Here is a 14,124-nt window from a genome sequence, read left to right on the forward strand (position 1 = left end):
GCCGAAGGCTGGACAGCCGGTAGAACCCGGCCTCGTCACCGTGATAGCGGATGACCCCGTGCCGCCAGCCGTGACCCCCGACGGCCGGGGTGTCCCGCAGGATTCCGGGTGTGCCGCCCTGCCCCAGCTTCCACAGCCGAAAGCTCAGGGCCAGGACGACGATCAACAGCAGACTGACCAGCGCGACCATGACGACCAACGACGCGCTCACCGGCGGTCAGTCGATTTGGCCGAGCGCTCGCAGCCGCGCGCGGCCGCGAGCGGCCGTCTGCGGATCGTCGGATGCCGCGTCGGCCTTGGCCGCCTCGGCGTCGATCTCGGAGGCGAATTCGGCCGACTCGGCCAGCACCGTCACCCCGGCTTCGGTCACCGTCAGGAACCCGCCGTCGACGGCGATGCGCAGGTCCTCCTCGCCCTCGCGCTCCACCCGCACCATCGCGTCGTCGACGAGCTGAGCCACCAGCGGGATGTGATTGGGCAGGATGCCGATCTCGCCGGAGATGGTTCGGGTGAACAGGAACGTCGCCTTGCCCGACCAGATCTCGCGTTCGACGGCGACGATCGCGACCTCCAATTCGGCCATGTCAGAGCACCTTTCGCGTGAGCACCGCGATCACAGAGTGACGCCGAAGGTCTGCGCCTTCTTCGCCAGATCGTCCAAACCGCCGATCAGGAAGAACGCCTGCTCGGGCACGTGGTCGAAGTCGCCCTTGGCGAGCTTGTCGAAAGCCTCGACGGTCTCCTTGACCGGAACCGTGGAGCCCGGCTGGCCGGTGAACTGCTCGGCGGCCATCATGTTCTGACTCAGGAACCGCTCGATGCGCCGCGCCCTGTTGACCAGCTGCTTGTCCTCCTCGGACAGCTCGTCGATACCGAGAATGGCGATGATGTCCTGAAGGTCCTTGTAGCGCTGAAGGATCCGGATGACCTCCTGTGCCACCCGGTAGTGCTCGTCGCCCACGACCGCGGGGTCGAGAATGGTCGAGCTGGACGCCAGCGGGTCCACGGCCGGGAAGATGCCCTTTGAGAACACCGTGCGGGAGAGCTCCGTGGTGGCATCGAGGTGGGCGAACGTGGTGGCCGGGGCGGGATCGGTGTAGTCGTCGGCGGGCACGTACACGGCCTGCATCGAGGTGATGGACTTGCCGCGGGTGGAGGTGATGCGCTCCTGCAGCTCGCCCATCTCGTCAGCCAGCGTCGGCTGGTAACCCACGGCCGATGGCATGCGACCCAGCAGGGTCGACACCTCGGAACCGGCCTGGGTGAACCGGAAGATGTTGTCGATGAACAGCAGCACGTCCTGGCCCTGTTCGTCGCGGAAGAACTCCGCCATGGTCAGCGCCGAGAGAGCCACCCGCATGCGGGTGCCCGGCGGTTCGTCCATCTGGCCGAACACCAGAGCGGTGTCCTTGAGCACGTTGGCGTCGCGAAGTTCCACCCACAGGTCGTTGCCCTCGCGGGTGCGCTCGCCCACGCCGGCGAACACCGAGGTGCCACCGAAGTTGCGGGCGATGCGGTTGATCATCTCCTGGATGAGCACGGTCTTGCCCACGCCGGCACCGCCGAACAGGGCGATCTTGCCGCCGCGCACGTACGGGGTCAGCAGGTCGACGACCTTCAGACCGGTCTCGAGCATCTCGGTGCGGGGCTCGAGTTCGTCGAAGGCCGGCGGGCGACGGTGGATCGACCAGTGCTCGAAGTCCTTGCCGTAGCCGGGCTCGTCGAGGCACTGACCCAGGGCGTTGAAGACGTGGCCCTTGACGCCGTCGCCGACCGGCACGGAGATGGACCGGCCGGTGTCGGTGACCTCGACGCCGCGAACCAGGCCGTCGGTGGGCTGCATCGAGATGGTGCGCACCAGGTTCTCACCGAGGTGCTGGGCGACCTCGAGGGTCAGCGTCTTGGCCATCGAGCCGAACGTGATGTCGGCGTGCAGGGCGTTGAACAGTTCGGGGACCGAACCGCGCGGGAACTCCACGTCCACGACCGGGCCGGTGACGCGGACCACGCGGCCGGCCTTGTCGTTGCTGCCGCTGCCGCTGCCGGCTCCGCTACTGCTACCGCTGTCGCTGGCATAGATGACGGTGGTCTCGGTCATTTCTCTCTTCGCTTCCTACGCTGTCCGGCGTCTCTACTTGGTGGCGTCGGCGAGAGCGTTTGCGCCACCGACGATCTCGCTGATTTCCTGGGTGATCTTGGCCTGGCGCTCGCGGTTGGCCATCAGGGTCAGAATCTTGATCAGGTCGTCGGCGTTGTCCGACGCCGACTTCATCGCACGCCGCCGCGAGGCCGACTCCGATGCCGCCGCCTCCAACAGCGCCGAGAAGATCCGGGTGGCGACGTAGCGCGGCAGCAGCGTCCCGAACAGCGTGGTGGCGTCCGGTTCGAAGGAGAACAGGGTGTGCGGCCCGGTGTCCTCCTCCACGTACTCCACCTCCATCGGCGCGATCCGGCGCGCCTCGGCCACCTGGGAGAGCATCGACCGGAACTCGGTGAAGACGATGTGCAGTTCGTCGACTCCGAGGACGCCGTCCTCGCCCGGGTTGTCACCCTCGTCGTCGGCGCCGGCGAGGAACGCGGTCACCATGGTGTCGGCGATCTCCTGCGCGTGCTCGTAGGTCGGCTTCTCGGAGAATCCGACCCACGAGTCGGTGATCGCCCAGTTGCGGAAGCTGAAGTACCCCTGCGCTTTACGGCCCACAACGTAGAGAACCGGCTGTTTGCCCTCTTGGCGCAGCAGGGCGATCAGCTCCTCCGAGCGCCGCAGCAGGTTGGCGTTGTACGCACCGCACAGCCCGCGGTCCGAGGACACCACCAGCACCGCTGCCCGCCGGGCGTTCTCCCTCGGCACCAGCAGCGGGTGATCCAGTGCCGACTCCGCCGCCAGGTTGGTCAGCATGTTGGTGATCTCCACCGAGTACGGCCGGGCCGAGAGCACCCGGGCCTGCGCCTTGGCGATGCGGGAGGTGGCGATCAGCTCCTGGGCCTTGGTGATCTTCTTGATCGCCCCGGCCGACTTGATCCGCCCGCGCAGTTCGCGGAGTGTGGCTGCCATTACTTCTTCTTCGGGGCGGGCTTACGAACCTGGACGGATTCCTTGCCCTCGTCGGCGGCGTCCATCGCGGCGACGTGCGAGTCCGGGATGACCGAGCTGCCGTCGGAGGTGGCGAAGCCGCGCTTGAAATCGCCGACCGCGGCGGTGAGCGCGGCCTCGGTTTCCTCGCTCAGCTTCTGCGAACTCTTGATCTCAGCCAGGGCAGTGGAATTGGACGCCTTGAGGTGTTCGAGGAACTCCGACTCGAAGCGGGAGACGTCGGCCACCGGGACCGTGTCGAGGTGCCCCTTGGTGCCCAGGAAGATCGCCACCACCTGGTCCTCCACGGCCATCGGGGTGTACTGCGGCTGCTTGAGCAGCTCCACCAGCCGCGCACCGCGCTCCAGCTGAGCCTTCGAGGCCTCGTCGAGGTCGGAGGCGAAGGCGGCGAATGACTCCAGCTCGCGGTACTGGGACAGGTCCAGGCGCAGTGAGCCGGCCACCTCCTTCATCGCCTTGATCTGTGCGGCGCCGCCGACCCGGGACACCGAGACGCCGACGTTGATGGCCGGTCGCACGCCCTGGTTGAACAGGTCGGTCTCCAGGAAGCACTGGCCGTCGGTGATCGAGATGACGTTGGTCGGGATGTAGGCGGAGATGTCGTTGGCCTTGGTCTCGATGATCGGCAGTCCGGTCATCGACCCGCCGCCGAGTTCGTCGGAGAGCTTCGCGCAACGCTCCAGCAGCCGGGAGTGCAGGTAGAAGACGTCGCCCGGGTAGGCCTCGCGGCCCGGGGGCCGGCGCAGCAACAGCGAGATCGCGCGGTAGGCCTCGGCCTGCTTGGTGAGGTCGTCGAAGACGATCAGCACGTGCTTGCCGTCGTACATCCAGTGCTGGGCGATCGCCGAACCTGTGTAGGGCGCAAGCCATTTGAAGCCCGGGGAGTCCGAGGCGGGTGCGGCGACGATCGTGGTGTAGTCCATCGCGCCGCCCTCTTCCAGGGCGCGGCGCACGCTGGCGATCGTGGTGCCCTTCTGGCCGACCGCGACGTAGACACAGCGCACCTGCTTGGACGGGTCGCCGGTCTCCCAGTTCTGGCGCTGGTTGAGGATGGTGTCGACGCAGACGGCGGTCTTTCCGGTCTTGCGGTCGCCGATGATCAGCTGGCGCTGGCCGCGGCCGATCGGCGTCATCGCGTCGACGGCCTTGATCCCGGTCTGCAGCGGCTCGCTGACGCTCTGACGCTGAACCACCGAGGGGGCCTGCAGCTCGAGGGCCCGACGGGTCTCGGCGGTGATTTCACCGCGGCCGTCGATGGGCTGGCCGAGCGGGTTGACCACGCGGCCCAGGAAGGCGTCGCCGACCGGTACCGAGAGCACCTCTCCGGTGCGACGGACCTGCTGCCCCTCCTCGATCTTGTCGGACTCGCCCAGGATCACCGCGCCGATGCTGTGCTCGTCGAGGTTGAGCGCGACACCGAGGACGCCGCCGGAGAATTCCAGCAGTTCCTGTGTCATCACCGAGGGCAACCCCTCGACGTGGGCGATGCCGTCGCCGGTGTCGATGACGGTTCCGATCTCCTCGCGACCGGTGCCCGCCTCGAAGCTCGAGACGTAGTTCTCAATGGCGCCCTGGATGTCGGATGCGGAGATTGTCAACTCTGCCATAGCTTTTCGTCTTCCTCTTTGTCTTGGTCGTGGGCTGGTCGGGGCGGCTAGTCGGGCAGTTTCGTCGCGGCCGCGGCCAGCCGGGATGACAGCGTTCCGTCGATAACCTCGTCCCCGACGGCGACCGCCAGGCCGCCGAGCAACTCGGGGTCGACGGTGAGCTGAACGGAAACCGGGGTGTGGTAGATCCGGGTGAGAACATCGGTGAGCCGCCGGCGCTGGGCCTCGCTCAGATCGGCGGCCGCGCTCACCTGGGCGACGATCTCGCCGCGGCGGGCCACGGCCAGCTGGGCCAGTTCCTGGACCGCTTCGTCGGCCCGCTCGCCGTGCAACAGCTCGACCGTCTGGCTCAGCAGCGCCGCCGCGGTCGAGTTGGTTCCGCTGGCCCGGTCGAGCACGTTGCGCAGCAGGGCGGCCCGGTCGGTGGCCGGTTTGGAGTAGTCGCTGAGCAGTCCGGCCAGCCGGGGCTCGGTGTTGAGCACCCGGTCGAAGCGGAACAGCTGCTCGGCCACCTCGTCGGCCTGGCCCTCCCGCTCGGCCCGCGCCAGCAGGCTCAGCCGGGCCACGTGCTCGAGGCAGCCGGTGAAGTCCTGCGTCCTGGACCAACGCACCGAGACAGCCGCGTCGAGGATGTCAAGTGTGTTGGAGCCGACCCGACCGCTCAGCAGCCGGTTGAGCATCTGCTTCTTGGCCTCGGCCTCACCGGTGGCCTCGGCGAGGTGGCGGGCCAGGATCGGCTCGCTGAGCAGGAGTCTGTCCACAGCGGCCAGTTCCTCGGCCAGCGTGGAGAGGTCGGATGCGCTCAGCGAACCCGCCAGCGCGTCGAAGCGCGCCACCACGGCGGCCTGTGCCTCGCGGCTCGCCGAGCGCAGCCCGGGTGAGGCCACCTCGGGCGCGAACGCCGCCGGTGCCATCGACTCCAGTTCGTCGAGGAAGCGGTCGACCGTGGCCGACTGAGCCTGCGGATCGGCGACGTGCGCCCGGACCAGTTCGGTTGCCCGTTGCACCGACTCGCTGCCGAGGTCGCCCCGGAGCTGACGGATCAGCTGAGCCCGCAGCAGCGAAACCTGCTGACCTCCTTGGACTTTGATCCGCTCCGCTTCGACACCGGCCTGGACGTTGAGTTGCTCGGCGATGCGCACCGAGTCGGTACGGGCCTCGTCGACGATGTGCCGGGCCTCTTCCCTGCCCTCGGCGACCCTGCGGGCGTGGAACTGGTCGGCGGCCGCGAGCCGCTGGGTGGCCTTGGCGCTCTCCTCCAGCTGGTTGGCCACCGCCGCTTTCTGGTCGGCCATCAGCCTGCGCACCGGCGGCACCACATACTTGGTGATGATCCAGACGATGACGGCGAAGCCGACCAGCTGCCCGATGAAGGTTGACAACTTGCGCCCCTCAGCCTTCCGAAGTCGTGTAGTCGTACGCCGTCGCCGACGAGGAACCACCCGAGACCGGGACTCCGAGCACCCGGCTGGCCAGCGTCGCCGACAGCGTCTCCACCGAGGAGTTCAGGGTCGGCGCGATGGCGTCGCTCTGCAGCTTGAGTTCGTCGTTGGCCTGCTGCAGGGTGCCGGAAACCTCCTCGTTGGCCCGGGCCTTGAAGTCGTCGATGACCTCGCGGCCCTCAGCGCGGGCGATGTCCCGGATGCCGGCCGCCTCGGAGCGGGCGGTGGCCAGTTCCTTGTTGTAGTCGGCCTCGGCCGCCGCTTCCTGGGCGGCCGCCTGGCGGTTGTCCTCGGCGGTCTTGGCCACCATCCGCTCACGCTCACCCAACACCTTCTGGATCGGCGGCACGACGAACTTGGCGATCACGCCGAGCACGATCAGGAAGATGGCCAGCACGAAGAAGAAGGTGCCGTTGGGAATGAGGAAGTTCTGGGTGCCGCCTTCCTCACTCGCCAATACGGTGACGCTCACGTCCCCCATGACGGTCTAGGACGCGCCTGGAGTGGCGAACACGAACAACGCCATGAACGCCAGGTTGATGAAGTACGCCGCCTCCACCAGACCGACGGTGATGAAGAACGGGGTGAACAGGCGGCCCTGCGCCTCGGGCTGGCGGGCGATGCCGGAGATCAGCGCGTTACCGGCGATGCCGTCGCCGATACCGGCGCCGATGGCGCCGCCGCCCAGGATGAGCCCGCCGCCGATCAGCGCGCCCGCGACGATTTGTGGGTCTGCCATTACTTATCCTCCTTGATTGCTGGTAGGTCTCTACCAGGCTGTTGGTTGCCTCGGGGGTCGAGAAGTCTGTCGGTCTCTAGTGGTGCTCCTCATCCAGTTCCATCGACTGGCTGAAGTACAGGATCGTCAGCAGCGAGAAGATGAACGCCTGGATCAGACCGACGAACAAGTCGAAGGTCTTCCAGATCGCGTTGGGCGCCCACATGATGTAGGGCGGGAACAACGCGATCAGCGCCACCATGATGCCGCCGGCGAAGATGTTGCCGAAGAGTCGGAGCGACAGCGAGATCGGCTTGGCGATCTCCTCGACGAGGTTGATCGGGGCCAGGAAGGCGACGTGTCCCTTGAGCAACTTGACCGGGTGGCCGATCAGGCCGCGCCGCCAGATGCCGGCCGCGTGGTAGCAGAGGAAGACGAACAGGGCCAGCGCCAGCACGAAGTTGATGTCCGAGGCCGGCGGTTTGAGCAGCTCGTGGGTCTGCCCCTCGGCATTGCTGTACTGGACCGGTAGCACCGAGATCCAGTTCGCGATCAGGATGAACACGAACAGCGTGACCGCCAGTGGCAGCACGAAGGGCGCGATCTTCATGCCGATGGCCGATTCGATCTGGCCGCGCATCTGGGTGGTGATGGCCTCCCAGAACAGCTGCACGCCGCTGGGCACACCGGTCGAGGTGACCTTGGCCCGCAGGAAGAACGCCAGGGCCAGGGTGATGGCCGCGGCCAGCGCGGTCGCGTAGACCGTGTCGGTGTTCACGGTCATGCCCAGCCAGGTGGCCGTGGTGTGGTGGCCGACCTCGATCGCGCCCTCGGCGAGGATTCGTTCGGTCATGGTTGCTAATCCTTGAACATGTTGTCGGCAGATGAGGCGGGATTGAAATAAGAATCCGTCGCGGAAGCCGTATCTGTCCTCGACGCGGCGTCCGGATCCCCGGTTCGGATCTTCTTCCACACCGGCAGCGAGGTGCTCAGCACCAGATAGACCTGGAAGACGGCCAGGCCGAAGAGGACGCCGAGGCCCGGGGGGCGGAACAGGAACGCGATGGTCAGCCCGATCGCCGTGATGACAAGCAGGCGAGTCGCCGAATTCACGGCCATCTTGTGCTTGAGCGGGTGGGCGTCAGCGGTGATCGAGGCCACCGACCGGCGCACCAGCAGAGCGTTGATCAGTCCAAGAGCCAGTCCGACGCCGAAGAACACCCCGAACATGACCTGCCCGAGCCAGCCGGCGACGGCGGTCGCCACCGCCGCGGTCCCGGCGCAGACGGCTGCCAGCCGGACCGGTCGGAAGACGACGGACGGGAACACCAACGGCGCGTCCGGCGCTGGTGTCGTCACACGTCCACCCACAATCGTTTCGTCGCGAAAGTCGGCCCCCGAACGGGCTTGTGCTTCGGCACCGTACCACAGGGTGAGCGGGGAAAACCGGCCTACTACCTACCGTCGTACAGGCTGTCGTAGAGCGCCGTCAGCTCGTCGTCATCGGGCATGTTCTCGCCCCGGATGAGGGGGACCACGGTCACCAGCACGGCCACCGCGAGCGCTGCGAGAAGCACCGCCCCGGTGTAGCGGGGGTCGAAGAAAATGGTGCTGGCCGCGCCCAGGGCGACCAGTCCCACCCACAGGTAGATAAGGAGGACCGCGCGACGGTGGGAATGGCCGATCTGCAGCAGCCGGTGGTGCAGATGCATCTTGTCCGGGCTGAACGGACTGCGTCCGGCGCGGGTGCGCCGGACGATGGCCAGCAGCATGTCCAGGGCCGGCACGAACACCACCGCGACCACCAACAGGAACGGCGAGAGCAGACCGAATACGTCGCGGGCACCGTAGGCGCTCTGGGAGATCGGACCGGCCGCCGTCGTCGAGGCCGCCGCCAGCATCAGGCCGATCAGCATCGACCCGGAGTCGCCCATGAAGATCCGGGCCGGGTGGAAGTTGTGCGGCAGGAAGCCAAGGCATGCCCCGGCCAACACCACCGAGATCACCGCCGGCGGGTAGAACAGGACGTCGCCGCCGTGTTCACGCAGCAGGCCGACGGAGTAGATGCAGATGGCCATCGCGGTGATCAGACCCAGACCGGCGGCCAGCCCGTCCAGGCCGTCGACGAAGTTCATGGCGTTGACGATCGCGACCGTCAACGCCAGGGTCACCAGGATCGACGAGGCCTGGTCCAGCACGATCGTGCCGACGCCGCCGAACGGTATGTACAGGACGCTCCAGGCCACCCCCATCGTCACCAGCACGCTGGCCGCGGTGACCTGGCCGGCGAACTTGGTCAGCGCGTCCAGGCCCCACCGGTCGTCGATGAGCCCGATGCCCATCACCAGTCCGCCGGCGATCACCACCGCCGGCATGCCGGAGGAGTAGACGAAGCCGCGGGTGAGCGCCGGCAGCTGGGAGGCCAGGAACACCGCGGTGACGACCCCGAGATACATGGCCAGGCCGCCCATCCGCGGGGTGGGCGCCAGGTGCACGTCACGGGCCCGGGGGTAGGCCACCGCGCCGAGTCGGCGGGCCAGCACCCGCACCCCCCCGGTCGCGAAGTAGGTGACGGCGGCGGCCGTCAGGCCGACCAGCGCCAGTTCGCGCAGCGGGACACCCGCCCCCCGATCGGACAGCGCCAGCACGGCGGTGTCCATCACGGCGCCGGTCCGGTCAGCGTCTCGGGGTCGACGCCGAGCACCGCCGCCACCTCCGCCGCACTGACCGGGCCCTCACGAAGAATGCGCGGCGACGCGCCGGTGAGGTCGACGATGGTGGACGCCGCCTGCTGCGCGGACGGGCCGCCGTCGAGGTAGACGTCGACCAGACCGCCGAGCTGGCGCTGGGCCTCCTCGGCGGTGGTGGCCGGCGGCTGGCCGGAGACGTTGGCACTGGAGACCGCCAGCGGCCCGGTCTCCCGGAGCAGTTCGAGGGCCACCGGTTGCAGCGGCATCCGCAGCATCACCGGTCCGCGCGCGTCACCGAGGTCCCATCGCAGCGACGGCGCCTGCTGCACCACCAAACTCAGCGCGCCGGGCCAGAACGCGCGGATCAGCTCCCGCGCCGGGTCGGGCACGTAGTACACCAGACCTTCGATGGTGTGCCAGGAGCCGACCAGCACGCCGACCGGCATGTCACGGCCGCGGCCCTTGGCCGCGAGCAGTGCGGCGACGGCATCGCTTTCGAAGGCGTCGGCGGCGATGCCGTAGACCGTGTCGGTGGGCATCACGACCAGCCGTCCGCTCTTGAGCGCCGCGACGGCCGCGGCGATCGCCTCGGTGCGGTTCTGCGGATCGCGACAGTCGAAGCTCTGGGTCATCGCCGCTCCCCGATCCGGCGAGCTGTGACGAAGCGCGGCCTTCCGGTGAGGTCGCGACGGCCGATGACGTCGGCGAAAGCCGCTGTCCCGGTGATGATCTCGACGGTGGCGGCCGAGGTGGTGTCGTCGTGTTCGATGGCCAGCAACCCGCCCGGACGCAGCCACCGCGCGGCACGTCGCGCGACGGGGGCGATCACAGCCATGCCGTCGGCTCCGCCGAACAGCGCATGGGCCGGGTCATGCCCGGCGACTTCGGGATCCAGCACGGCGCCGGCGGGAATGTAGGGCGGATTTGCCACCACCAGGTCGACGGTTCCGTCCAGTTCGGGCAGCAGGGCGGGGTCGGTCGCGTCGCCGCGCACGAGCCGCACCCCGGTGCCCTCGGCGTTGCGACGGGCGTAGTCAAGGGCGGACTCGTCGTCGTCCACCGCGGTCACCCGCGCCTCCGGCAGCGCGGCGGCCAGGGCTATGGCCAGCGCCCCCGAACCCGTGCATAGGTCAATGATCGCAGCGTATCGCGGAAGTGACTGCGCCAGCGCCCATTCCAGCAGCGATTCGGTCTCCGGGCGCGGGATGAACACCCCCGGACCGACGTGCAGATGCACCGGGCCGAAGGCCGCCGTTCCAGTGATGTGCTGTAGCGGGACCCGCCGCGCCCGCGCCGCAACGGCTGCGCCGAACCGGTCGAAGAAAGCAGGGTCGGGCGAATCCAGCAGGACCAGCCGGCCGCGGTCGGTGCCCGCCGCGTGGGCGGCCAGAAGTTCGGCGTCGGTCCGCGCCGAGTCGATCCCGGCTTCGGCCAGCGTCGCGGCCGCGGTGACGATCGCTTCGCGCACGCGGGTGGAGATCATGCCCGCTGTAGCCGGGCTTGCTTGTCGGCGGCGGCGAGCGCGTCGAGCAGGGCGTCCAGATCTCCGTCGAGCACCTGGTCGAGATTGTGCGCCTTGAAGTTGATCCGGTGGTCGGCGATCCGGTTCTCCGGGAAGTTGTAGGTCCGGATCCGTTCGGAGCGGTCCACCGTGCGGATCTGGCTGGCCCGGTCGGCCGAGGCGTCGGCCAGCGCCTGCTCCTCGGCCAGGGCCTGCAGCCGCGCCGCCAGCACCTGCATGGCGCGGGCCTTGTTCTGCAGTTGCGACCGTTCGTTCTGGCAGGTCACCACGATCCCGGTCGGCAGGTGGGTGATCCGGACCGCCGAGTCGGTCGTGTTGACGCCCTGCCCGCCCTTGCCCGAGGAGCGGTAGACGTCGACACGCAGATCGGATTCGTCGATCTGCACCTGCTCGACCTCCTCGGGCTCGGGGTAGACCAGAACCCCGGCCGCCGAGGTGTGCACCCGCCCCTGGGATTCGGTCACCGGGACCCGCTGCACCCGGTGGACGCCGCCCTCCCACTTCAGCCGCGACCACACGCCGTCCGCGGAGTCTCCCTTGCTCGCGATGGAGATGGTCGCCTCCTTGTAGCCGCCCAGATCCGAGAAGGTCTCGTCCAGGACGGTGACCGACCAGACGCGCCGTTCGGCGTAGCGGATGTACATCCGGGCGAGGTCGGCGGCGAACAGCGCCGACTCCTCCCCGCCCTCGCCGGACTTGACCTCCAGCACGATGTCGTCGGCGTCGTGCGGGTCCCGCGGCGCGAGCATGTCGGTGAGCTGGTCGTCGAGTTCGGCCACCCGCGACTCCAACTCGGTGACCTCCTCGGCGAAGGAGGGGTCGTCGACGGCCAGTTCGCGGGCGGCCTCCAGGTCACCCCGGGCGGCTTCCAGCTTGCGATAGGTGGCCGCGATCGGCGCCAGCTGCGCGAACCGGCGGCCAACCCGGCGGGCATTGGCGGTGTCGCTGTGCAGATCCGGGTCGGCCAGCCGGAGTTCGAGCTCGGCATGCTCGGCGAGCACGGCGTCGATCGCGTCGGCGGGGGCGCTCTGCGTCATCGTCCGTCCTCGTCGGTCATCAGCAGCCGGACACAAACCGACGCCCGGACTCGCGCGGCGGCGAGCGTCGGACGTCGGTGGTGGAGCTAGCTGTCAGCGGACTCCGCGCCCTTGGCGGCGCGCTTGCCGTAGCGCTTCTCGAAGCGGGCCACCCGGCCGCCGCTGTCGAGAATCTTCTGCTTGCCGGTGTAGAAGGGATGGCACTGGGAGCAGACCTCGACCACGATGTGGCCGCTCTCCTTGGTGCTGCGGGTGGTGAAGTTGTTGCCGCAGCCGCAGACCACGGTGGTCTCGACGTACGCGGGGTGGATACCGGTTTTCATAAGTCCTCTTCTGGTTTGGTCGCCGGGTCGCCCTGTGGTGCTCCTGGACGTGAACCGGTACCTGAGGTTGATCGGCTCTCAGTATGCCAGTCCGGCCGCCACCTGCCCAAATGCGGTCCTCACGCCGGGTGATAGCCGTCCGCGCGGCGCCGCCACAGCCGACCGGACGGTACCGCCAGGCCCTGTGCGCTGAGTCGGCGTTTGACGACCTTGTTGGTCGCGGTGGCCGGCAGGGCGCCGGCGATCCAGACGTGGCGCGGCCAGGCCTTCGGCGAGAGGTCCGGCTGAGCCGCGAGGAACTCGCCGAACTCCCCCGCGCTCAGCGTCGCGCCGTCGCGCAGCACCAGGGCGGCCATCACCGCGTCGCCCACCAGGTCATCGGCGACGGCGTAGACCGCGACCTGGCTGACCGGCGCCAGCCGGAGCAGGATCCGCTCGATCGGCCCGCAGGCCAGGTTCTCGCCGTCCACCCGCAGCCACTCCCCGGTGCGGCCGGCCAGATAGATCCAGCCGTCGTCGTCGCGGTAGCCCAGGTCACCCGACCAGTACATGCCGTGGCGCAACCGCTCGCCGGTCGCCTCGGGGTCGTTGTAGTACCCGCGGAACATCCCGGCGCCCTCGGTGTTGACGATCTCGCCGATCGCCTCGGCGGCGTTGGCCAGGGCTCCGGCGGCGTCGAACCGGGCCGGCGGGCACTCGGTGCGTTTCTCGGGGTGATAGATCGCCACCCCGGGGAAGCCGCGGCCCACCGACCCGGGCGGGCAGTTGCCGTCCCGGGTGATGATGACCGCCCCCTCGGTGGAGCCGAAGCCGTCGGTGACCGTGCAGCCGAACCTGCGGCCGAACTCGGCGATGTCGCGCTCAGCCGCCTCGTTGCCGAACGCCACCCGCAGCGGGTTGTCGGCGTCGTCGGGTCGTTCGGGCGTGGCCAGCACGTAGGCCAGGGGCTTGCCGACGTAGTTCATGTAGGTGGCGCCGTAGCGGCGCAGGTCGCCCAGCAGCCCGGAGGCCGAGAAGTCCGCCGGAGCCATCGCCGCGCCGGAGGCCAGCGCCACCGCCCAGCCCCCCAGCAGAGCGTTGGAGTGGAACAGCGGCATCGACAGGTAGCAGACGTCGGCGCTGGTGAGGGAAAACCGTTGCGCGAGAGCAACTCCGGAGAACGGGATCATCATGTGCGGCACCCGGACCGCCTTGGGCTCCCCGCTGGTCCCGGAGGTGAAGATCAGCATGAAGGTGTCGGTGGGACCCGGCTCGGCGCGCGGCTGCAGTTGGCCGGCCGAGGTCAGCAATGCCCTCCACTGCGCCGAGTCGACGTCGAACACCCGGACGCCGGGCATCTGCAGACCCTCCAGCAGACCGAGATGCGCTGTGTCGGTGAGCAGGATCTGGCAGTCGGCGAGGGCGATGTCGCGCACCAGTGCCACGCCGCGGCGGGTGGTGTTGATACCGGCCAGCACGTAGCCGCCCAGGCCGGCGGCCGCCATGGCCGCGAGCATCGCGGGGGTGTTGCCCAGCAGGGTGCCGACGTGCAGCGGGCGCTCTGGATCGCCGAGTGCGATCAGCGCGGCCGCCTGACGGGCGGCCTCGTCGAGGTACCGCGCCCAGGTCCACTCCAACTCGCCGTACCGGACCGCGGGGGCCGGGTCGCCGGCGCGCTCGCGGAGCAGCTGCTGGACGGTGTCGGCCACGCG

General features: G+C 68.9%; 16 protein-coding genes. All 16 read right to left on the minus strand.

Annotated elements, in window-relative coordinates; all coding sequences use genetic code 11:
* On the minus strand, positions 1-190 hold a 190-nt coding region (locus tag ACKOQ4_RS16430; protein ID WP_526293683.1), incomplete at its 3' end, for a DUF2550 family protein.
* 27 nt (positions 191-217) lie between these two features.
* A complete protein-coding gene (locus ACKOQ4_RS16435; protein WP_526293655.1) occupies positions 218-583 on the minus strand; it encodes a F0F1 ATP synthase subunit epsilon in 366 nt (121 codons plus the stop codon).
* A 30-nt stretch (positions 584-613) separates the two neighbouring features.
* Positions 614-2,098 carry a F0F1 ATP synthase subunit beta gene (gene atpD / locus ACKOQ4_RS16440; RefSeq protein WP_526293656.1) on the minus strand — a complete coding sequence of 495 codons (1,485 nt, stop codon included), beginning with the start codon at positions 2,096-2,098 and terminating at the stop codon, positions 614-616.
* Positions 2,099-2,131: 33 nt separating this feature from the next.
* Entirely contained in the window at positions 2,132-3,055 is a 924-nt protein-coding gene (locus ACKOQ4_RS16445; RefSeq protein WP_526293657.1) for a F0F1 ATP synthase subunit gamma, read from the minus strand.
* Positions 3,055-4,701 (minus strand): F0F1 ATP synthase subunit alpha, encoded by a 1,647-nt coding sequence (atpA, locus tag ACKOQ4_RS16450; protein ID WP_526293658.1) that lies wholly within the window; start codon positions 4,699-4,701, stop codon positions 3,055-3,057. The genes ACKOQ4_RS16445 and atpA overlap by 1 nt, the downstream gene beginning before the upstream one ends.
* 47 nt (positions 4,702-4,748) lie before the next feature.
* The gene (locus ACKOQ4_RS16455) at positions 4,749-6,083 is read right to left on the minus strand and encodes a F0F1 ATP synthase subunit B/delta (RefSeq protein WP_526293659.1); all 1,335 of its coding nucleotides are present in this window, start codon (positions 6,081-6,083) and stop codon (positions 4,749-4,751) included.
* Between the two features lie 10 nt (positions 6,084-6,093).
* The gene (locus ACKOQ4_RS16460) at positions 6,094-6,624 is read right to left on the minus strand and encodes a F0F1 ATP synthase subunit B (RefSeq protein ID WP_526293660.1); all 531 of its coding nucleotides are present in this window, start codon (positions 6,622-6,624) and stop codon (positions 6,094-6,096) included.
* 6 nt (positions 6,625-6,630) lie between these two features.
* A complete protein-coding gene (locus ACKOQ4_RS16465; RefSeq protein WP_293223340.1) occupies positions 6,631-6,882 on the minus strand; it encodes a F0F1 ATP synthase subunit C in 252 nt (83 codons plus the stop codon).
* A 76-nt stretch (positions 6,883-6,958) separates the two neighbouring features.
* Positions 6,959-7,714, minus strand: coding sequence for a F0F1 ATP synthase subunit A (atpB, locus tag ACKOQ4_RS16470; RefSeq protein ID WP_526293661.1), 756 nt, complete (start codon positions 7,712-7,714; stop codon positions 6,959-6,961).
* Between the two features lie 5 nt (positions 7,715-7,719).
* A complete protein-coding gene (locus ACKOQ4_RS16475) occupies positions 7,720-8,220 on the minus strand; it encodes an ATP synthase subunit I (protein ID WP_526293662.1) in 501 nt (166 codons plus the stop codon).
* A gap of 95 nt (positions 8,221-8,315) precedes the next feature.
* Positions 8,316-9,521 (minus strand): glycosyltransferase family 4 protein, encoded by a 1,206-nt coding sequence (locus ACKOQ4_RS16480; protein ID WP_526293663.1) that lies wholly within the window; start codon positions 9,519-9,521, stop codon positions 8,316-8,318.
* A complete protein-coding gene (locus ACKOQ4_RS16485) occupies positions 9,521-10,183 on the minus strand; it encodes an L-threonylcarbamoyladenylate synthase (RefSeq protein ID WP_526293664.1) in 663 nt (220 codons plus the stop codon). The genes ACKOQ4_RS16480 and ACKOQ4_RS16485 overlap by 1 nt, the downstream gene beginning before the upstream one ends.
* Positions 10,180-11,034, minus strand: coding sequence for a peptide chain release factor N(5)-glutamine methyltransferase (gene prmC, locus ACKOQ4_RS16490; RefSeq protein WP_526293665.1), 855 nt, complete (start codon positions 11,032-11,034; stop codon positions 10,180-10,182). The genes ACKOQ4_RS16485 and prmC overlap by 4 nt, the downstream gene beginning before the upstream one ends.
* Positions 11,031-12,110, minus strand: coding sequence for a peptide chain release factor 1 (prfA, locus tag ACKOQ4_RS16495; RefSeq protein ID WP_526293666.1), 1,080 nt, complete (start codon positions 12,108-12,110; stop codon positions 11,031-11,033). The genes prmC and prfA overlap by 4 nt, the downstream gene beginning before the upstream one ends.
* Before the next feature lie 86 nt (positions 12,111-12,196).
* The gene (gene rpmE, locus ACKOQ4_RS16500; RefSeq protein ID WP_526293667.1) at positions 12,197-12,433 is read right to left on the minus strand and encodes a 50S ribosomal protein L31; all 237 of its coding nucleotides are present in this window, start codon (positions 12,431-12,433) and stop codon (positions 12,197-12,199) included.
* A gap of 119 nt (positions 12,434-12,552) precedes the next feature.
* Positions 12,553-14,121 (minus strand): fatty-acid--CoA ligase FadD1, encoded by a 1,569-nt coding sequence (fadD1, locus tag ACKOQ4_RS16505; protein ID WP_526293668.1) that lies wholly within the window; start codon positions 14,119-14,121, stop codon positions 12,553-12,555.
* Positions 14,122-14,124 lie beyond the last annotated feature (3 nt).

It is taken from the genome of Mycobacterium sp. (assembly GCF_046095365.1).
Lineage (GTDB): Bacteria > Actinomycetota > Actinomycetes > Mycobacteriales > Mycobacteriaceae > Mycobacterium.